At 70.3% G+C, this 19,012-nt stretch carries 20 protein-coding genes; 8 read left to right on the top strand and 12 right to left on the bottom strand.

Annotation, left to right across the window (positions count from 1 at the left end; translation table 11 throughout):
* The first annotated feature begins 129 nt into the window (after window positions 1-129).
* Window positions 130-882, top strand: coding sequence for a hydroxyacylglutathione hydrolase (gene gloB, locus AC1RN0_RS11715; protein ID WP_492787613.1), 753 nt, complete (start codon window positions 130-132; stop codon window positions 880-882).
* Window positions 883-919: 37 nt separating this feature from the next.
* Here the strand turns inward: gloB and AC1RN0_RS11710 are convergent, their stop codons facing one another.
* The 3 genes from AC1RN0_RS11710 to AC1RN0_RS11700 all read right to left on the bottom strand — a co-directional run bounded on the left by AC1RN0_RS11710 (window position 920) and on the right by AC1RN0_RS11700 (window position 3,760).
* Window positions 920-1,687 (bottom strand): DUF4908 domain-containing protein, encoded by a 768-nt coding sequence (locus tag AC1RN0_RS11710; RefSeq protein WP_492787612.1) that lies wholly within the window; start codon window positions 1,685-1,687, stop codon window positions 920-922.
* Between the two features lie 128 nt (window positions 1,688-1,815).
* Entirely contained in the window at window positions 1,816-2,541 is a 726-nt protein-coding gene (phbB, locus tag AC1RN0_RS11705; RefSeq protein WP_492787611.1) for an acetoacetyl-CoA reductase, read from the bottom strand.
* Window positions 2,542-2,584: 43 nt separating this feature from the next.
* Entirely contained in the window at window positions 2,585-3,760 is a 1,176-nt protein-coding gene (locus tag AC1RN0_RS11700) for an acetyl-CoA C-acetyltransferase (RefSeq protein ID WP_492787610.1), read from the bottom strand.
* A 221-nt stretch (window positions 3,761-3,981) separates the two neighbouring features.
* Between AC1RN0_RS11700 and phaR the strand changes: the two genes are divergently transcribed.
* Both phaR and AC1RN0_RS11690 read left to right on the top strand, forming a co-directional pair.
* Window positions 3,982-4,635, top strand: coding sequence for a polyhydroxyalkanoate synthesis repressor PhaR (gene phaR / locus AC1RN0_RS11695; RefSeq protein WP_492787609.1), 654 nt, complete (start codon window positions 3,982-3,984; stop codon window positions 4,633-4,635).
* Window positions 4,636-4,670: 35 nt separating this feature from the next.
* Window positions 4,671-5,003: a hypothetical protein gene (locus AC1RN0_RS11690; protein WP_492787608.1), complete on the top strand. Its 333-nt coding sequence runs from the start codon at window positions 4,671-4,673 to the stop codon at window positions 5,001-5,003.
* On the opposite strand, the gene AC1RN0_RS11685 is transcribed toward AC1RN0_RS11690, so the two are convergent.
* From AC1RN0_RS11685 to AC1RN0_RS11665, 5 genes are all read right to left on the bottom strand, one after another.
* Window positions 5,000-5,308, bottom strand: a complete 309-nt coding sequence (locus AC1RN0_RS11685) for a helix-turn-helix domain-containing protein (protein ID WP_492787607.1) — start codon at window positions 5,306-5,308, stop codon at window positions 5,000-5,002. The genes AC1RN0_RS11690 and AC1RN0_RS11685 overlap by 4 nt on opposite strands.
* 133 nt (window positions 5,309-5,441) lie before the next feature.
* A complete protein-coding gene (locus AC1RN0_RS11680; RefSeq protein ID WP_492787606.1) occupies window positions 5,442-5,879 on the bottom strand; it encodes a hypothetical protein in 438 nt (145 codons plus the stop codon).
* Window positions 5,880-5,958: 79 nt separating this feature from the next.
* Window positions 5,959-6,129 (bottom strand): hypothetical protein, encoded by a 171-nt coding sequence (locus tag AC1RN0_RS11675; protein ID WP_492787605.1) that lies wholly within the window; start codon window positions 6,127-6,129, stop codon window positions 5,959-5,961.
* Window positions 6,116-6,352 (bottom strand): hypothetical protein, encoded by a 237-nt coding sequence (locus tag AC1RN0_RS11670; protein WP_492787604.1) that lies wholly within the window; start codon window positions 6,350-6,352, stop codon window positions 6,116-6,118. The genes AC1RN0_RS11675 and AC1RN0_RS11670 overlap by 14 nt, the downstream gene beginning before the upstream one ends.
* A 43-nt stretch (window positions 6,353-6,395) precedes the next feature.
* Complete coding sequence (locus tag AC1RN0_RS11665; RefSeq protein WP_492787603.1) at window positions 6,396-7,223, bottom strand: glycosyltransferase family 2 protein; 828 nt, start codon at window positions 7,221-7,223, stop codon at window positions 6,396-6,398.
* 55 nt (window positions 7,224-7,278) lie between these two features.
* Between AC1RN0_RS11665 and AC1RN0_RS11660 the strand changes: the two genes are divergently transcribed.
* Together AC1RN0_RS11660 and AC1RN0_RS11655 are read left to right on the top strand one after the other, a co-directional pair.
* Window positions 7,279-8,967, top strand: a complete 1,689-nt coding sequence (locus tag AC1RN0_RS11660; RefSeq protein ID WP_492787602.1) for an ArnT family glycosyltransferase — start codon at window positions 7,279-7,281, stop codon at window positions 8,965-8,967.
* Window positions 8,964-9,872: a hydroxymethylglutaryl-CoA lyase gene (locus AC1RN0_RS11655; RefSeq protein ID WP_492787601.1), complete on the top strand. Its 909-nt coding sequence runs from the start codon at window positions 8,964-8,966 to the stop codon at window positions 9,870-9,872. The genes AC1RN0_RS11660 and AC1RN0_RS11655 overlap by 4 nt, the downstream gene beginning before the upstream one ends.
* Window positions 9,873-10,047: 175 nt before the next feature.
* On the opposite strand, the gene smc is transcribed toward AC1RN0_RS11655, so the two are convergent.
* From smc to AC1RN0_RS11640, 3 genes are all read right to left on the bottom strand, one after another.
* Window positions 10,048-13,488 (bottom strand): chromosome segregation protein SMC, encoded by a 3,441-nt coding sequence (gene smc, locus AC1RN0_RS11650; RefSeq protein WP_492787600.1) that lies wholly within the window; start codon window positions 13,486-13,488, stop codon window positions 10,048-10,050.
* A gap of 18 nt (window positions 13,489-13,506) precedes the next feature.
* Window positions 13,507-14,136, bottom strand: coding sequence for a thioredoxin domain-containing protein (locus tag AC1RN0_RS11645; RefSeq protein WP_492787599.1), 630 nt, complete (start codon window positions 14,134-14,136; stop codon window positions 13,507-13,509).
* A 103-nt stretch (window positions 14,137-14,239) separates the two neighbouring features.
* Window positions 14,240-14,791: a DUF721 domain-containing protein gene (locus AC1RN0_RS11640; RefSeq protein ID WP_492787598.1), complete on the bottom strand. Its 552-nt coding sequence runs from the start codon at window positions 14,789-14,791 to the stop codon at window positions 14,240-14,242.
* 202 nt (window positions 14,792-14,993) lie between these two features.
* Here AC1RN0_RS11640 and mutY point away from each other — a divergent pair, with 202 nt between their 5' ends.
* A complete protein-coding gene (mutY, locus tag AC1RN0_RS11635) occupies window positions 14,994-16,034 on the top strand; it encodes an A/G-specific adenine glycosylase (RefSeq protein ID WP_492787597.1) in 1,041 nt (346 codons plus the stop codon).
* A 127-nt stretch (window positions 16,035-16,161) separates the two neighbouring features.
* Here the strand turns inward: mutY and AC1RN0_RS11630 are convergent, their stop codons facing one another.
* Entirely contained in the window at window positions 16,162-17,241 is a 1,080-nt protein-coding gene (locus AC1RN0_RS11630) for a site-specific DNA-methyltransferase (protein WP_492787596.1), read from the bottom strand.
* A gap of 158 nt (window positions 17,242-17,399) precedes the next feature.
* Here AC1RN0_RS11630 and AC1RN0_RS11625 point away from each other — a divergent pair, with 158 nt between their 5' ends.
* Window positions 17,400-17,753, top strand: coding sequence for a DUF1428 domain-containing protein (locus AC1RN0_RS11625; protein WP_492787595.1), 354 nt, complete (start codon window positions 17,400-17,402; stop codon window positions 17,751-17,753).
* An 89-nt stretch (window positions 17,754-17,842) separates the two neighbouring features.
* Window positions 17,843-19,012 (top strand): acyl-CoA dehydrogenase family protein, encoded by a 1,170-nt coding sequence (locus AC1RN0_RS11620; protein WP_492787594.1) that lies wholly within the window; start codon window positions 17,843-17,845, stop codon window positions 19,010-19,012.

Here is a 19,012-nt window from a genome sequence, read left to right as displayed (position 1 = left end):
GCGTGCGTCCTTCGACACGCGCCTTGCGGCGCTGCTCAGGATGACTTGGTTTTGTGAATAGCCATATAGGTAGTCATCCAGATCAGCCGGCGCAGCCGGCGTGTCGAAGGACGCAACCAAGGCGCCGCGATGACCCTAACCATCCACCAGTTCCCCTGCCTGTCCGACAACTACGGCTTCCTCGTGCGCGACGACGCGACGGGCCAGGCGGCCTGCATCGACACGCCGGACGCGGCCGCCATCCTGCGCGAACTCAAGACGCTGGGCTGGACCCTGACCCATATCCTCAACACCCACTGGCACCCGGACCACGCCGGCGGCAACGCCGAGATCAAGGCGGCCACCGGCTGCACCGTGGTCGGGCCGGCCGAGGTCGAGCGGATCGGGACCGCGCCGGACCGGGTGGTCGTCGACGGCGACGAGGTGATGCTGGGCGAGACCCGGTTCGAGGTGCTCGACACCGGCGGCCATACCCTCGGGCATGTCAGCTATGTCGACGCCGCCGATGACGTGGCTTTTGTCGGCGACACCCTCTTCGCGCTGGGCTGCGGCCGGCTGTTCGAGGGCACGCCGCAGCAGATGTGGGCCAGCCTGGCGAAGCTGACCGCGCTGCCGGACGCCACGGCGGTCTACTGCGCCCATGAGTACACGGCGTCCAACGCCCGCTTCGCCCTGTCGGTCGACGCCGATCCGGCGCTGGCGGCGCGGGCCGAGCAGATCTTCGCCGCCCGCGAGCGCGGCGACTGGACCGTCCCGACCACCATCGGCCTGGAAAAGGCGACCAACCCCTTCCTGCGCGCGCCGCTGCTGCGCCCCGACATCGCCGACCCGGCCGAGGCGTTCGGCGCCGTGCGGGCGGCCAAGGACAGCTTCAAGGGATGACGGCGGCGGAAATCGCCCGGTCCGCCAGCGCCGGAGCCTACTTCATCGTGACGTAGGCGATCCGCTCGGACGACGGGCGGCCGGCGACGCCGAGGGTCGGCGCGACAGCGATCAGCAGGGTGCCGGCCCGCAGGGCCACGGCCGGCCGGGCGCCCTCGACGATCACCACCCGCTGGATCCGCGCCATCAGGGCCGCGCCGTCCGGACGTTGCGCCAGCCGCTCAAGCGCGACCACCGACAGGATGGCCGCATCGGCGATGAGGGTCGAGGAGGCCGGGGTGGCCTCGGCGTCGAAGCTGATGCGGTGGCTGGAGATGCGGGTCGCGCGCACGCTGGCGGCGACGAGGATGCGGTAGAGGTCGACCGGGCCGATGGCCTTGAGGCGGATCGGGGCCGAGGCGCCGGCCAGCGAGGCCGAGGCGCCGCCCGGCCGCTTTCCGGTGAACAGGGTCAGGCCGCCGACCCGCGTGGCGCGCAGCAGCACCTGGCCGATGTCGTTCTTGTAGATGACGTCGCCGCGCGGCCCGATCTGCGGCTGCAGCACCCAGATCTCGGGACTGTTCTCGAACCGCAGCAGCGGGCGCGGGCTGGAGCGGTCGAGAATGAACCCCTCGCCGGAGTCGGAGACATAGCGGGCGACCGGCGGCGGCGGAGCCTGGCGCTGGCTTTCGCCGCGTTTGTCGCCGAACAGGAAGTCCTTGAGCGAGCCGTCCTGGGCGACCGCCGGGGCGACCGCGCACAGCAGCGACAGCATCGCGGCGACAAAGGCCGCGACAGCCCGCGAACGGAATTCAGAACTCGTCATTCCCCCAGCCATGCACGGCGAGTGGGGCGATTCTTGGACGGGTTTGGGGTGCAGGGCAAGGCGATGGGGCCAGCGGGGCGCCGGGGACATGCGCTGACGTGCATGTCCCCGCGCGAAAGGCGTGGACCTTAGCTGGCCAGGTATTGGCCGCCGTTCAGGGTGAAGGTCGCGCCGGTGACGAAGCCCGCGCGTTCGCCGGCCAGGTAGGAGACCATGTCGGCGATCTCCTCGCCCTTGCCGAGACGGCCGACGGGGATGCCCGCGACGATGCCGGCCAGGACGTTTTCCGGCACGCCGGCGACCATGTCGGTGTCGATATAGCCCGGGCAGATCACGTTGACGGTGATGCCCTTCTTGGCGTTCTCGAGGGCCAGGGCCTTGGTGAAGCCGATCAGGCCGGCCTTGGCGGCCGAGTAGTTGGTCTGGCCGACCTGGCCCTTCTGGCCGTTGATCGAGCTGATGTTGATCACGCGGCCCCAGTTGCGCTCGCGCATGCCCTCGATGACCGGACGGGTCATGTTGAAGGCGCTGTCCATGTTCACGCGGATGACCTCGCCCCACTGTTCGTAGGTCATCTTGTGGAAGAAGCCGTCGCGGGTGATGCCGGCGTTGTTGACCAGCACCTCGATCGGGCCGAGGGCGTCCTCGACTTCCTTCACGGCGCGGGCGCAGTCCTCGAAGTGGCCGACGTTGCCCTTGACGACCATCACGCCCAGCTCTTTCGCCGTGGCGGCCGCGGCTTCCTCGTTACCGGAATAGCCGGCGGCGACCTTCATGCCGTCGGCCTTCAGCCGCTCGACGATCGCCTTGCCGATGCCCCGGGTCCCGCCCGTGACGAATGCAACCCTGCTCATGCGCTCATTCCCTGCAGATAGTGTTTTGAGTTTCTTGATTGGTTCAGACGGCTTCGACGCACATCGCCACGCCCATGCCGCCGCCGACGCAGAGGGTCGCGGCGCCCTTCTTCGCGCCGGACCGCTTCATCTCGTGGAGCAGGGTGGTGAGGATGCGCGCGCCGGAGGCGCCGATCGGGTGGCCGATGGCGATGGCGCCGCCGTTGACGTTGGTCTTGGCCGGGTCGAGGCCCAACTCGCGGACGACCGACAGCGACTGGGCCGCGAAGGCCTCGTTGGACTCGACGAGGTCGAGGTCGGCGACGGTCCAGCCGGCCTTGTCGAGGGCTTTCTTCATCGCCGGGATCGGGCCGGTGCCCATGATTTCCGGCTCGACGCCGGCGCTGGCCCAGCTGGCGATGCGGGCCAGCGGGGTCAGGCCGCGCTTCTTCGCCTCGTCCGCGCTCATCAGCACCAGGGCGGCGGCGCCGTCATTGAGGCCCGAGGCGTTGGCGGCGGTGACCGTGCCGTCCTTGGTGAAGGCGGGGCGCAGGCCCGACATGCTTTCGTAGGTCGCGCCGTGACGGATGTATTCGTCCTGGTCGACGACGGTGTCGCCCTTGCGGCCCTTGATCGTCACCGGCGCGATCTCGCCGGCGAACTTGCCGGCCTTCTGGGCGGCCTCGGCGCGGTTCTGCGAGGTGACGGCGAAGCGGTCCTGGTCTTCGCGGGTGATCTGCCAGCGGACGGCGATGTTCTCGGCCGTCTGGCCCATGTGGTAGCCGTGGAAGGCGTCCCACAGGCCGTCCTTGATCATGGTGTCGACGAAGCTCAGGTCGCCCATCTTCTGGCCGTTGCGGATGTTGGCCGCGTGCGGCGACTGGCTCATGCTTTCCTGGCCGCCGACGACGACGATGTTGACCGAACCGTCGGCGATCTGCTGGGCGCCGAGGGCGACCGCGCGCAGGCCGGAGCCGCACAGCTGGTTGAGGCTCCAGGCCGGGCTTTCGGCGGGGATGCCGGCGTTCATGGCGGCCTGACGGGCGGGGCCCTGGCCGGCGCCGGCCTGCAGCACCTGGCCCATGATGACCTCGTCGACGTCGCTGGCGGCGATGCCGGCGCGCTCGACGGCGGCCTGGATGGCGATCTTGCCCAGCTCGTGGGCGGGCAGGCTGGACAGGGCCCCGTTGAACGACCCGACAGGGGTGCGGGCGGCCGAAACGATAACGATGTCGCTCATGGAAATTTCTCCGTCGTTCCCTGCGCGGCGCTCCGGCGGTACGAGCCCGGAACGCTCAATTTTCTGTGTAGGGCCGCACCTTGCATAGACGGGCGGGGTTCGTCACCTGATCATTTTGCAGCGCAATATGCTGCGCAGCAAAACGCTACTTCCGTCATGCCTTTGCTTCCGCGATAGTGCGGTGCGAAAAGGCGCGGGAAAGCGCTCTTCAGGGAATGGAAATGTCCGAGAAGCCCCAGTCCGGCGAAAATGCCGCCGGAGAAAAAAACGGCGCCGATCGCGTGGTCATCAAGAAGTACGCGAACCGCCGCCTCTACAACACCGCGTCCAGCTCGTACGTCACGCTTGAGCACCTGTCCGACATGGTCAAGGAAGGCGTCGACTTCGTCGTCTATGACGCCAAGACCGGCGAGGACATCACCCGCCCGGTCCTGACCCAGATCATCTTCGAGGAAGAGAACCGCGGCGGCGGCCAGAACCTGCTGCCGATCCAGTTCCTTCGTCAGCTGATCGGCTTCTACGGCGGCCAGATGCAGGCGTTCGTGCCGAGCTTCCTGGAGATGAGCCTGGCCAACTTCGCCAAGCAGCAGGAGCAGTTCCGCAGCCAGTTCGGCGTCATCACCCCCGGCGCCGGCCTCAGCGCCACGGGCCTGGGCGCCTACGAGGAGCAGGTGCGCCAGAACATGGTGCTGTTCGACCGGGCGATGAAGATGTTCTCGCCCTTCGGCGGCTACGGCAATCGCACCGAGGAAGGCGAGGCCGCGGCCAAGCCAGCGGAGGCGCCCGCGGCCGGGAGCGACGAGGCGCTGACCGATCTCAAGCGCCAGATGGCGGCCATGCAGGCCCAGCTCGAGAAGCTGGCGTCCAAGGGCTGAGAACTTCTTTACCCTCGCCGCGTTAGGTTTCGACCATGACCGACGCCGTCGATCCCGTTCGTCCGTTTGAACGCCGCCAGACCCGCCGTCGGGTGGAGGACGCCGCCCGCGCGGCATCCGCTGACGGGGGGACGAATCTGCCGGTCGTGATCGAATCCGTCCATGCCGAGGACATCGCCGACCCGCCGCCGGCGGCCGGGGCCTCGATCTTCACCGCCCAGGTCTACGGCCAGACGGGGCAGAAGCGCGGCCTGCGCGGCGGCCAGCCGGTCATCGACCAGGCCCGGGCGGCCTATCTCGAGACGGAATATTCCGGCCCGGACGACCGGCGCCCGCCCAAGGGCCTGCTGCGGAAGACCGAAATCTAGTCGCGCCGGCGGGCCAGTTCGGCCTCAAGCGCCGCGACCCGTCGTTCCAGCGCGGCGATGCGGGCCAGCGGGTCCGCGCCCGGCGTGGGCGTGGAAACCCCGGCCCGGTCGGCCAGTTCGGCCCCGCTGACCCCCAACAGCTCGGCAAGGGCGGCCACCTCGGCGGCCGACAGCTCGCGCTGGTCTTTCCACACCAGCGCCAGATCCGCCTCGCTCATGCCGGTGACCGCGGCCAGAACGCCGCGCGTCAGGCCCCGCTCGGCGAGGCGGGCGTCAAACCAGAGCTGATCGAAGAACAGGGCCATCAGGCGGCAAACTGGCGCGGGTCTTGCTTAACCGGAAGTGAATCCAACGCTGGAGCGCTCCCGTGTCCCTGTTCGCCATCCGCTTTCTGGACGTCGCCGTCGTGACCCTGATCTTTACCGTCCTGACCTGAGATCAGTGGCCGTCGATGCCCGCGCCGGCCAGGTCGATGTCCCGGCGGGCGGCAACGATGGTCACGATGAACCCGGCCAGGACGTCCAGCAGGACCATCAGGGTCATCAGGAAGAAGGTCGAGGTCGCGAAGGCCGGCGCGAGCAGGAACTCGACCAGGCAGACGATGAACAGGATCATCGACAGCGAGTGATTGATGATGGCGATCCGCCGGCTGGTGGTCGACTTCAGCAGCTCGATGAACAGCACCACCAGGGCGCCGGCCAGCAGCAGATCCGAAAGACTCACCGGCCAGGGCGAGCCCGAGGTCATCGACACGGTGAACAGCGGCTCGGTGAACCGGGCGCTCGCGGCCTGCGAGCCGAACCCGCCCTGCAGCGTCAGGGCCACCAGATTGTAGACCAGCACCGGCAGGGCCAGCAGCGGAAACGCGGCGAACATGGGCAGATCTCCCCCAACCCGGATAACCCCGGTTCGCAACGGTTAACGCCTTTCGGCCGTGGGGTGAAGCGGGCTCGCCTCAGTGGGGCGTGGCGGCCGGTTGCTCAGGCGCGTTCAGCGCCGCTTCCTTCTCGGCGATGATGCGGTCGAGGCCATCGATCCTGTACTTCAGGTACAGGCAGTAGGCGCCGATCGAAAGGCCCACCAAACCGATCAGGACGCCAGCGTCCGAGAGATCAAAGGGCTCCATCGCGTTCTCCCTGAGGCACAAGATACAGCGCGAGGAACGTGCAAACCAGACCGAAGGCGAATGCCGCCAGGTTGCCCACGTTGAGCGCCGCGCCCTTCAGAACCGGGTCGGCAACCGATATGCCCAGAGAGGCATAGGCGAACGTCGTGAGCATTTGCACGCCCAGCTTCATTCTTTGCGCGAACGTCCACCGCGCGCGGCGATCAAATTCCGCGAAGGCCATGCGCCACCTTTCGGCGGAACATAACCAGAACAACTGGAAAGTGTCAAACCTCGTCGGCACCGCCCGGGTTGCGCGCGCGAGACTGCAGCCACATGACGCCGAGCAGGTCGCTGACCGAGGCCTTGAGCCGGCCGAAGTTGGTGTACTTCGACACCCCGGTCTCGCGATGGCGGTGATTCACCGGCTGGAAGCCGATCTGGTAGCCCTCGCGGATCATCAGGGCCGGCAGGTAGCGGTGGATGTGATCGAAGTAGGGCAGGCGCAGGAAGGCCTCGCGCCGGAAGGCCTTCAGGCCGCAGCCGGTGTCCGTGGCGCCGTCCTTGAGCAGCCAGTTGCGCACGCCGTTGCCGAAGCGCGAGGCGATCTTCTTGGCCGCGCTGTCCTGGCGCTTGACGCGCTCGCCGCCGATCATCGCCAGGTCCGGCGGGCCGGCCTTGAGGGCCTGGGCCAGCCGCGGGGCGTCGGCGGGGTCGTTCTGGCCGTCGCCGTCGAGGGTGATCACGATCGGCGCGCGGGCGGCCATGATGCCGGTGCGGATCGAGCGGCTCTGGCCGGCGTTCTTGCGGTGCGACAGCACCCGCAGCATCGGCAGTTCCCGCTTCAGCTCGGTCAGCAGCGCCAGGGTGTTGTCGCGGCTGGCGTCGTTGACGAAGACCATCTCGAAGCTCGTGCCCGCGAAGGCGCCGGCGATCTCGCGCGCCAGGGCCGGCGCCGCGCCGCCTTCGTCGAACACCGGCACCACGACGGAGAAGTCGGGCGTGTCCGGGGCGGCTTTGGCCACGGTCTTCGGCGCGGCCTTCGCGGCGGCCGTTGCGGGGGCTTTGGGGGCGGCAGGCGCCTTGCGGCGCGGCGCGGGAGTCTTTTCGGTCATGGTTCCCTATAGCCGAAAAGACGGCGGAGGGGAGGATCGTGCTATCAAGAGTTCCATGACTCTCGGATCCCCTCTCGACCAATGGAGCCGCGGCTGGCGCGGCCCGCTGCTGGCCGCCCTGGTGGCGCTGGTCGCCGGCCTGCCGGGCCTGCTGGCCGTGCCGCCGCTCGACCGCGATGAATCGCGTTTCGCCCAGGCCACGGCCCAGATGCTCGAGACCGACGACTACGTCTCGATCAACTACCAGGACCAGCCGCGGGACAAGAAGCCGGTCGGCATCCACTGGCTGCAGGCGCTGAGCGTCGCGGCGGTGTCGGACGCGGCCGATCGCGACATCCAGCCCTACCGCATCCCGTCGCTGCTCGGCGCGATGCTGGCGGCCGCCGCCTGCGCCTGGGGCGCGACGGTGTTCTTCGGCGCCCGCACGGGCCTGCTGGCCGGGGCGATGTTCGGGGCCAGCTTCCTGCTGTCGACCGAGGCGGGCATCGCCAAGACCGACGCCGTTCTGGCCGGGACGACGACGCTCGCGCTCGCGGCGATGGGGCGGATCTGGTTTTCGCACCGCGGCGGGCCGCCGGTCGGCTGGCGGACGAAGCTGCTGTTCTGGCTCGGCGTCGGGCTGGCGACGCTGGTCAAGGGCCCGGTGGGGCCGCTGGTGGCGCTGATGGCCGGGCTGGCGCTGTGGGGCTCGGAGCGGAAGATCGACTGGGCGAAGTCCATGGGCTGGAGCTGGGGCCCGCTGCTGGTGCTGGCCATCGTCGGGCCCTGGGCCTGGGCCATCACCGTGGCCAGCGACGGGGCCTTCTGGGGCGCTGCGATCGGCGGCGACCTGGCCCCCAAGCTGGTCGGCGGGCATGAGCGGCACGGCGGCCTGTTCGGCTACCATGCCTTCCTTTCGCCGATGCTGACCTTCCCGGGCAGCCTGCTGCTGCCGGCCGGGCTGGTGCTGGGCTGGAAGGCGCGCACCGAGCCGGGGGTGCGCTTCGCCCTGTGCTGGCTGATCCCGACCTGGCTGATGTTCGAACTGCTGCCGACCAAGCTGGCCCATTACAGCCTGCCGGCCCAGGGGGCGCTGTTCATGCTGATGGCCGCCGCCCTGCGCGAACCGCTCGGCCGCAGGACGCGCATCGCCGGGGTGGCCGTGCTGGCCTTCGCCAGTCTGGTGTTCTCCGTCCTCAGCATCGCCGGCCTCGCCGAGTACGGCGACAGCGCCGACCTGACCTGGGGCGCGATCACCGTCGCCCTGTTCGTCGCCACCGCCATCACCGGCGGGGTGCTGATTTTCCGCAAGGCGGCCGGCACGGCGCTGGTCGCCGTCTGCGCCATGGGCCTGCTGGCGCACGCGGCCTTCTTCGGCCAGCTGGCCCCGCGACTGGAGCCCCTGTGGATGTCGCAGCGGCTGGCCATGGCCATGGAAAGCACCGGCCTCGCGCCGCGCGCCGGCGTCGTGCCGGGGCCGGTGGAGGTGGCCGGCTACGCCGAGCCCAGCCTGGTGTTCGCGCTCGGCACGACCACGGGCCTCGGCGGCGCGAAGGAGGCGGCCGCGGCCATCGTCGCGGGGCGTCCGGCGATCGTTGAAAAGAAGGAACAGCCCGCGTTCCTGGCCGCGCTGAAGGCCGCCGGCTTGTCCCCGCGCCCCGCAGGGACCATCTCGGGCGTGGACTATTCCAATGGCGACGACATGACCCTGACCCTCTATCGCGGCGAGCCGCAGGCCGCCCCCGTCCAGCCGGTGCAACCGTGAGCGGCCGGCGCATCGACATCGTCGAGGTCGGCGCCCGCGACGGCCTGCAGAACGAGAAGACCGTTCTCGACGTCGGCCAGAAGCTCGACCTGATCGGCCGGCTTGAGGCCGCCGGCGTGCGCCGCCAGGAGGTGGTCAGCTTCGTCAATCCCGCCCGCGTGCCTCAGATGGCCGGGGCCGAGGAAATCATGGCCGCCCTGCCGCATGACGCGGCCCGTTCGCGCATCGGCCTGGTGCTGAACATGCGCGGCTGGGACCGCTGCGTCGCCGGCCAGTGCGACGAGGCCAATGTCGTGGTCTGCGCCAGCGACGGCTTCGGCATCCGCAACCAGGGCGCCTCGGTCGCCGAGCAGATCGCGACGATGGCCGCCATCGCCGCGCGCAAGCACGCCGAGGGCGGCCCACCGATCACCGGCACGGTCTCGGTGGCCTTCGGCTGTCCGTTCGACGGCGAGGTCGGCGAGGACCAGGTCGTGGCTATCGTCCGCGAGATGGTCGCCGCCGGCCTGGACGAGATCGCCCTGGCCGACACCATCGGCGTGGCCGACCCCTGGGTCGTGCGCAAGCGGGTCGAGGCCGTGCAGGCCGTGATCGGCGACATTCCGCTGCGCATGCATTTCCACGACACGCGCAACACCGGCATCGCCAACGCCTACGCCAGCGTCGAGGCCGGGGTGACCATTCTCGACGCCAGCGTCGGCGGCCTGGGCGGCTGCCCCTTCGCGCCCGCCGCGACCGGCAACATCGGCACCGAGGACCTGGCCTACATGCTGGACCGCGCCGGCTTCGACACCGGGCTCGACATCGCCGCCCTCATCGACACCGCCCAGTGGGTCGGCGGCCTGATCGGCAAGCCGCCGGCCTCGTCGGTGGCGCGGGCAGGGGTGTTCAGGACGGTCGGGTAGGGGTGCGTTCCTTCCTCTCCACGAAGTGGGGAGGGGGACCGCCCGGAGGGCGGTGGAGGGGCAGCGCGAACGCCAGCGGCCCCATCCTGAATTCCGAACTTTCCGGCCAGTTTCGGGCCGCCCCTCCACCATGCTTCGCATGGTTCCCCTCCCCGCTTCGCGGAGAGGAAGGGGGTTAAGCCACCAGCGCTTCGGCCGTCTGCAGGTCCACCGACACCAGCTGGCTCACGCCGCGTTCGGCCATGGTCACGCCGAACAGGCGGTCCATGCGGCTCATCGTCACCGGATTGTGGGTGATGGTGATGAAGCGGGTGGCGGTGCGGGCGCGCATCTCCTCGAGCATGGCGCAGAAGCGGTCGACGTTGGCGTCGTCGAGCGGGGCGTCGACTTCGTCGAGCACGCAGATCGGCGAGGGATTGGCGAGGAACACGCCGAAGATCAGCGCCGAGGCCGTCAGGGCCTGCTCGCCGCCGCTCATCAGGCTCATGGTCGACAGCCGCTTGCCGGGCGGGCAGGCGAAGATCTCCAGGCCGGCTTCCAGCGGATCGTCGGACTCGATCAGCCGCAGCTCGGCTTCGCCGCCGCCGAACAGGGCCTGGAAGAGGGCCTGGAAGTGGCCGTTGATGATCTCGAACGCGGCCAGCAGACGGGTGCGGCCCTCGGCGTTGAGCTCCTCGATGCCCTCGCGCAGCTTGGCCACGGCGCCGGTCAGGTCGGCGCGCTCGGTCTTCAGCGTCAGGGCGCGGGCGCCTTGTTCGGTGGCCTCTTCCTCGGCGCGCAGGTTGACCAGGCCGATGGCGTCGCGGTCGCGCTCGAGGGCGTAGAGGTGAGCCTCGACCCCGCCGGCGTCGCCCGGAATGGCGATGGCCTCCTCGGTGATGCGTTGGCCCAGTTCCTCGGGCTCCATCTTGGCCGACTCGCGGATGTTGCCGGCGATCTCGCCGAACCGTTCGCGGGCGGCGTCGAGACGGGCCGACAGGCCGGCGCGCTGCTCGCGGGCCTCGGCGGCGGCGGCGTCGGCGACGCGGGCCGCGCGGTCTGCGGCGGCGCGGGCGGCCTCGCCCTGTTCCAGCGCGTCGCTCGACTTCGCGCGGCGGGCCTCGGCCATGGCGTATTCGTCGAGCAGCTTCTCGGTGCGCGTTTCCAGCGTGCGCGGCGCCTCGCGGGCGGCCAGCAGGGCGGCGTCGGTGGCCTGGCGCGCCTCGATCAGGCCGTCGACGCGCTTTCGGGCGGCCGCCTGGCGGCGGGCCCAGTCGTCGCGGTCGCGCTGCAGGGTCTCCAGTCGTCGGGCGCGGCCGTCGCGCTCGCGCGTCTCGATGTCCACCGCGGCGCGGGCCTGGGAGGCAGCCTCCCGGGCAACCTGGGCGGCGGTCCGGGCGGCGTCGAGCATCGGCGACAGGTTGGCGGACGAGCCGTCCTCCGAGGCGTCGGCGCGGGCGGCGGCCAGCGCCGTTTCGGCCTCGAGCCGCTCGGCGTCGAAGCGGGCGATGGTCTCGTCCAGCGACTGGGCGCGGGCGTCGCGGCGGGTCGCCTCGTTGGTCAGTCGCTCGACCGTGTCGCGGGCCGTGGCCAGGGCGCGCTCGGCGTCCTGCGGCGCGCGGCGGGTGTCGCGCAGGGCCTCCTCGGCGGCGCGGAAGCGGGCCTGGGCGGCCTTCAGCGTCGCCGTCGCCGTGTCGGCGGCGGGAGTCAGAGTCTCGATCTCGGCCTCGACCTCGGCCAGCCGGGTCCGCTGCTCCAGCCGGATGGCGGCCGGGCGCGGGGCCTCGGCGCGGGCGGTGAAGCCGTCCCAGCGCCACAGGTCGCCCTCGCGGGAGACCAGCCGGGCGCCGGCGGGCAGCGTCTTGCTCAGGCGCTCGCCGTCCGCGCGGGCGACCAGAGCGGTGTAGGCCAGGCGCGCGGCCAGTTCCGGCGGGGCCTTGATCAGCGGGGCCAGCGGCGTCGCGCCCTCGGGCCACTTCGGACCCTCGGTGTCGCGGCCGGCCCAGTAGGACGGGGCCTTGGCGTCGAGCGCCGCTTCCAGATCATCGCCGAGCGCGGCGGCCAGGGCGGCCTCGTAGCCGCGGTCGGGGGTGACGGTGTCCAGCGCCGGGGCGAAGCCGCTCTTGCCGCGCGGGGCCGACAGCTGGGCCAGGCCGCGGGCCTCGGTTTTCAGCCGGCCGAGCTTGTCCTCGAGCTGGCGGGCGGCGTCGCGGGCGGCGCCCTCGGCGCGGGCGGCGTCGGAGCGTTCGGTTTCGGCGGCCTCCAGCTTCGTGCGGGCGGCGGCCAGGGCGGCGGTGGCGGCCTCGAAGGCGGCGGCGGCCTCCGCGGCGCGGGGGTCGACGGTCGGGCCGATGGCGGCGCGGTCGGCCCTGGCCTGCTCCAGCGCCCGGACCGTGCGGTTCAGGCGGCTCTCGGCGTCGGCGACCCGGGCCCGGGCGGCGTTGCGGCGCGCCTCGTCGGCGGCGACCCCGGCGGCGAGGTTCTCGACCTCGCGGTCGGCGGCGGCGCGGGCGTCCTCGGCGGCCTTCAGGATCGCCTGCAGCTCCGGCAGGCGAGAGGGGGCCGACTTCACCTCGGACTCGACGACGATCAGCTCGGTCGCCAGACGCTCCAGCGCGGCGGCGGCGTCCTCGATGATCTGGGTCTCGCGGGCCGTGTCGACGTCGATGCGGGCCAGTTCATTGGTCAGCCGCTCGACCTCGGCGGCGGCCGTCTCGTGCTCGCGCTCCAGCCGGTCCTTCTCGATGGCCAGGCGGTTGAGGATGGCGGCGGCGACCGTTTCTTCCTCGCGCAGCGGGCGGATCGCCTCCTCGGCCTTCTGCGCCTCGATGGTGGCGGCGGCGGCGGCGCGGGCGGTCTCCTCGACGAGGCGGCCGGAGTTGGTCGACTCCTCCTCGACCCGCAGCAGGGTGTCGCGGGCCTCGGTCCAGCGGGCGAACATCACCGCCCCCTGGACGGCGCGGATCTCGGCCGAGAGCTTCTTGTAGCGTTCGGCCTGGCGGGCCTCGCGGCGCAGGCGGGCCAGCGAGGCGTCGAGCTCGCGAATGACGTCGTCGAGGCGGTTCAGGTTGGTCTCCGCCGCGCGCAGCCGCAGCTCGGCCTCGTGGCGGCGGGTGTGCAGACCGGAAACGCCGCCGGCCTCTTCGAGGATGCGGCGGCGGTTCTGCGGCTTGGCCGCGATCAGCTCGCTGATCTGGCCCTGACGGACCAGGGCCGGGGAGTTGGCCCCGGTCGAGGCGTCGGCGAACAGCAGCTGCACGTCACGGGCGCGGACCTCGCGGCCGTTGACCCGGTACGTCGAGCCCTCGCCCCGGTCGATGCGGCGAACCACCTCGATGACGGCGTGCTGGTTGAACTGCGCCGGCGCGGTGTGGTCGCCGTTGTCGATGGTCAGGGTGACTTCAGCGTGGTTGCGCGGCGGGCGTGAGCCCGCGCCGTTGAAGATCACCTCGTCCATGCCGCCGGCCCGCATGGCCTTGGCGGAGTTGGCCCCCATCACCCAGCGCAGGGCTTCCAGCAGGTTCGACTTGCCGCATCCGTTCGGCCCGACGATGCCCGTGAGTCCGGGCTCGATCCGGAACTCGGTCGGATCGACGAAGGACTTGAACCCGGAAAGGCGAAGCCTCTGGAAGTGCACGGGCCGGGGGGACCTTCCCTACTTCTTCTTGGCCGCCAGGGCCTTGGCGTAGGCGGCGTCGATCTCGGCCATCGACATCTCGCCCTTGTCGTACTTGTCGCCGTTGAAGAAGAAGGTCGGGGTGCCCTCGATCTTGGCTTCCTTGGCGTACTTCTCGACGCGGGCGTTGAAGGCAGCCAGGGCCTTCTCGTCGCCGACGCACTTGTCGAAGTCGGCCTCGGTCATGCCGGCCGTCTCGGCGATGCGCAGCAGCGGGCCGCGGATGTCGCCGGTGGTGAAGATCTCTTCCTGAGCGTGGAACACGGCCTGGACGGTGGTGAAGTATTTGTCCTTGCCGGTGCAGCGGGCCAGCATGGCGCCGGCGGCGGCCAGTTCCGGCGGCGAGGTCGAGAACTCGCGGAACACGTAGTGCACCTTGCCGGTGTCGATGTACTTGGTCTTGAAGGCCGGGAAGACGTCGTTTTCCCAGCGGCCGCAGTGGGTGCAGGCCAGCGAGGCGTATTCGATCACCGTGACCGGGGCGTCGGCCTTGCCGAGGCTCATGTCGTCGGCGGTGACCGCGCCGCCGCCGCCGCCACAGGCGGCCAGGGCGAGGGTGGCGATGGCCGCGGCGGCGGCCAGGACGGATCGGCGAGCGATGCTGCGCATGGTGGGATATCCCCCGAAGTTCAAACTGTGATTAGAGCCCGATTCCACAGGTTCCAAGAAGGCGGCGTTTGTTTGGCGCAACAGCCCGCCGGACTTGTGTTTGTCAACCGCCGCGACCGCGGAGTGTCTCGCGCCCGAGCCGGATCAGGGCGTCGCGCAGCGGACCTTCGGGCTGGCCCGCCAGGCTCTCGGCCAGGGCCTGTTCGGCAGCCGCGTCGAGCGGGCCCTTCGGCCGGCGGCGCAGGGCCTGGGTCCGGCCGGGCGTGGCGCGGATCGCGCCCTGGATGATGCGCAGCTTGCTGATCGAGCCCTCGCCGAGGATCAGCGACACGCGCTGCAGGATCTCGGGGGCCTGGTGCTGGACGATGGCGGCCGCCGGGCCGGCGACGCGCAGTTCGAGCACGCCGGGGGCGTTGCCGCGCGCCTTGACCAGCTTCACCGGCTCGGTGTGCCGGGCCAGGGTCTCGCCGACGATTTCCTTCCACTTCAGCTGAAGCTGGCCCGGACCCTGACCGAACTTTTCCTCCAGCGCCTTGAGCACCGGGCCCAGCGCCCGACCGGCCGGCGGCGCCGGCCTGGGCATCGGCCGCGAACGCCGGCGCGAGAGGATCTCGGCGGCTTCCTGCACGGTCGGGAGCGGGCGGCGGGGCGGCATGGGGGCAGTGTAGGGGGTTCGGGGCGGCCGGACTAGGTCAGGGCGAAAGGAGTAGGGCGTAGGGCGTAGGGCGTAGGGCGTAGGGAGTAGGGAGTAGGGAGTAGTTGCAGCGCGGATTTCGCTGTCTCTCCGCGTCACCGGTCGGCTACTCCCTACGCCCTACGCCCTACGCCCTACGCCCTACGCCCTGTCTCCAAACCCGATGACCGCCACCGCACCCGACATCCCCGCCCTCCGCGCCGCCCTGCTTGCCTGGTACGACGCCGGCGCCCGCGACCTGCCGTGGCGGGCCGGGCCGGGCAGCGCGGCGCGGGCCGATCCCTACCGGGTGTGGCTGTCGGAGGTGATGCTGCAGCAGACCACCGTGCCGCATGCGACGCCCTATTTCCTGACGTTCACGCGCCGCTGGCCGACGGTCGGCGACCTGGCCGCCGAGGCCGATGGCGAGGTGATGGCCGCCTGGGCCGGGCTCGGCTACTACGCCCGCGCCCGCAATCTCCTGGCCTGCGCGCGCGCCGTGGCGGCCGATCACGGCGGGGTGTTTCCGGATACGGAGGAAGGGCTGCGGGCCCTGCCAGGCGTCGGCGCCTATACTGCCGCCGCCGTGGCCGCGATCGCCTTCGATCGCGAGGCCAATGTGGTCGACGGCAATGTCGAGCGCGTCATGGCCCGGCTGTTCGCGGTCGAAGCGCCGATGCCCGACAGCAAGCCGGAACTCAAGCGGCTGGCGGGGGATCTGGTTACCGCCGACCGCCCCGGCGACTGGGCCCAGGCGCTGATGGACCTGGGGGCGACGGTCTGCCGGCCCAAGGCGCCGCTGTGCGACCGATGCCCCGTGTCAGCCTTCTGCGCGGCCTTCGCGCGGGGCGACCCGGAGACCTTCCCGCGCAAGACGAAGAAGGCCGACCGGCCGCGGCGGTACGGGGTGGCGTATCTGCTGACGCGGGACGGCGACGTGGCGCTGACGCGGCGGCCGCCGAAGGGGTTGCTGGGCGGCATGCTCGGCCTGCCGACCAGCGACTGGCGGGATCGTCCGTGGACGGATGATGAGGCGGTGGCGGCCGCGCCGGTGGCGGGGCTCTGGCGCGACGCCGGCGAGATCGAGCACGTGTTCACGCACTTTTCCCTGACGCTCCGCGTATTCCGGGCGGAGGGGGCGATGGACGCCGAGTGGACGCCGCGCGAGGGGCTGGGCGCGCTGCCCAGCGTGTTCCTCAAGGCGGCGCGCAAGGGGCTGGGGTAGCGCGTGCGTCCTTCGAGACGCGATCCTGAGGGATCGCTCCTCAGGATGACGGGCTTTGGTGGGCTTCACTTCCGTTCGTCATGGTGAGGAGCGAGGCCTCAGCCGAGCGTCTCGAACCACGCAGGCTCTACGCCGCCATCTCCGCCCGGACCTTGCTGCGCAGCACATCAATCGGCGCCAACCCCTTGTCGGACTTGAAGTGCCAGTAGGTCCAGCCGTTGCAGGCGGGCTGGGACTGGACCATGGCGCCGACCTTGTGGATCGAGCCGGTCAGGTCGCCGATGGCCAGGGAGCCGTCGGCGCGGACCTTGGCCGAGCGTTGGCCCTTGGGGCACCAGACGGTGTCGCCCGCGCGCAGCAGGCCGGCCTCGACAATGGTGCCGAACGGCACGCGCGGCTCGGACTTCTTGCTGCCCATGACCTCGAGATCGGCCGGGGCGACCGGGATGACCTTGCGGATGCGTTCCTTCGCATGGGCGATGTATTCGCTCTCGCGCTCGATGCCGATGAACCGGCGGCCGAGCCGCTTGGCCGCCGCGCCGGTGGTGCCGACGCCGAAGAACGGATCGAGGATCACGTCGCCGGGGCGGGTCGAGCTGAGGATCACGCGGTAGAGCAGGGCTTCGGGCTTCTGGGTCGGGTGGGCCTTGTGGCCGTCGGCGCCCTTGATCCGCTCCTCGCCGGTGCACAGCGACAGGGTCCAGTCCGAACGCATCTGCACGTCGTCGTTGGCCATCTTCATGGCGTCGTAATTGAAGGTGTAGCGCTTGGCGCCGCGGCTCTTGGCGGCCCAGATCAGCGTCTCGTGGGCGTTGGCGAAGCGGGTGCCCTTGAAGTTCGGCATTGGGTTGGTCTTGCGCCAGACCACATCGTTGAGAATCCAGAAACCGAGATCCTGCAGCACCGTGCCGACGCGGAAGATGTTGTGATAGCTGCCGATGACCCACAGGGCGCCGTCGTCCTTCAGGACGCGCTGGCACTCGGCCATCCAGGCGCGGGTGAAGTCGTCATACGCCTTGAAGCTGGCGAACTGGTCCCAGTGGTCGTCGACCGCGTCGACCTTGCTGTTGTCCGGCCGCAGCAGATCGCCGCCGAGCTGCAGGTTGTAGGGGGGATCGGCGAACACCAGATCGACCGACTTGTCCGGCAGCTTGCGCAGCTGCTCGATGCAATCGCCCTGGATGATGGTTTCCGCGCCGAACGCCATGGTCTGATTTCCCGAACACAAGAGAGTCCAAGGAATCTGGGGGCGTTACGGTTAAGGGGGCGTTCGCTGACGTGGTTAGCGAGGAGTTAATCGGCAGGCATGTCGGATCCGCGGGCGGTCGTTCGTCCTTTGAGTCAGGCAAACCCAAGGAGGCTCAGATGCCCTATGTCGACGGTTTCGTGCTCGCGGTCCCCAGGAGCAGGCTCGATGACTACAGGAAGATGGCCGCGCTGGGCGCCGAGGTCTGGATGGAGCTGGGCGCGCTCAATTACGTCGAGTGCCTCGCCGACGACGTGCCCTATGGCGAGCTGACGTCGTTTCCGCGCGCGGTGCAGGCGACCGACGACGAGGTCGTGGTCTTCTCCTGGATCACCTATGAGTCCCGCGAGAAGCGCGACGAGATCAACGCGAAGGTCATGACCGACCCGCGCATGCAGCAGTGGCAGTCCGACATGCCCTTCGACGGCAAGCGGATGATCTACGGCGGGTTCGAGAGCTTCATCAGCCGGTAGGCGCGCGGCCCCTCGACTCCCGCAACGGAAGGCCTGACACCTTCGGCCGAAGGCGCGCGACCAGACGCGCCGGAGGATCCGGAGACGTCATGACCAGCCCGCTCGCCCCGCTCGACGACAGCCGCACCAGCCCGTTCTACGAGCCGCACCACAAGGCCTGGCGCGACACGCTGCGGCGCTGGGTCGAGGCGGAGATCATGCCGTTCGTCAACGACTGGGACGAGGCCGGCGAGTTTCCCCGCGAGCTGTACAGGAAGGCGTCGGAGATCGGCCTGCTGCGGCTGGGCTGGCCCGAGGAATACGGCGGCGTCGCCACCGACCCCTTCATGTCGATCATCACCAGCCAGGAGATGGCCCGCCACGGCGCCGGCGGGGTCAACGCCAGCCTGATGAGTCACGGCATCGGCCTGCCGCCGATCCGCCGCATGGGCTCCCAGGAGATGAAGGACCGGATCATCCCGCAGGTGCTGTCCGGCGAGAAGATCTCGGCCCTGGCCATCACCGAGCCGACCGGCGGCTCCGACGTCGCCAACCTGAAGACCACCGCCCGCCGCGACGGCGACGACTGGGTCGTCAACGGCAGCAAGATGTACATCACCAGCGGCATGCGGGCCGACTACTACACCGTCGCGGTGCGCACCGGCGGGGAGGGCGCGGGCGGCGTCTCCCTGCTGCTGATCGAGCGGGAACGCGAGGGCTTCAGCCGCCAGCCGCTGAAGAAACAGGGCTGGTGGGCGTCCGACACGGCGCAGCTGTTCTTCGACGACGTGCGGGTGCCGGCCGCAAACCTGATCGGCCAGGAGAACATGGGCTTCTCCGGCATCATGCAGAATTTCAACGGCGAGCGGATCGGCATGACCGCCGGGGCGATCGGCTTCTCGAAGGTTTGCCTCGAGGACGCCATCGACTGGGCCCGCGAGCGCAAGACCTTCGGCAAGCGCCTCGCCGACCACCAGGTGATCCGCCACAAGCTGGCCGACATGTACAAGCGGATCAACGCCACCCAGGCCTGGCTGGAACTGCTGGCCTGGCGGATCCAGGCGGGTGAGTCGCCGATCGCCGAGATCGCCCTGCTCAAGGTCCAGGCCACCGAGACCATGGAATACTGCGCCCGCGAGGCGATGCAGATCATGGGCGGCGCCGGCTACATGCGCGGCAGCCGGGTCGAGCGGATCTACCGCGAGGTGCGGGTCAACGCGATCGGCGGCGGGTCCGAGGAAATCATGCGCGACCTGGCGGCGCGGCAGATGGGGATCTGA

It is taken from the genome of Caulobacter sp. GW821-FHT12F03 (genome assembly GCF_058806855.1).
Note: the sequence above shows the minus strand (reverse complement) of the source record. Positions and strands in the feature narration are given on the sequence as shown.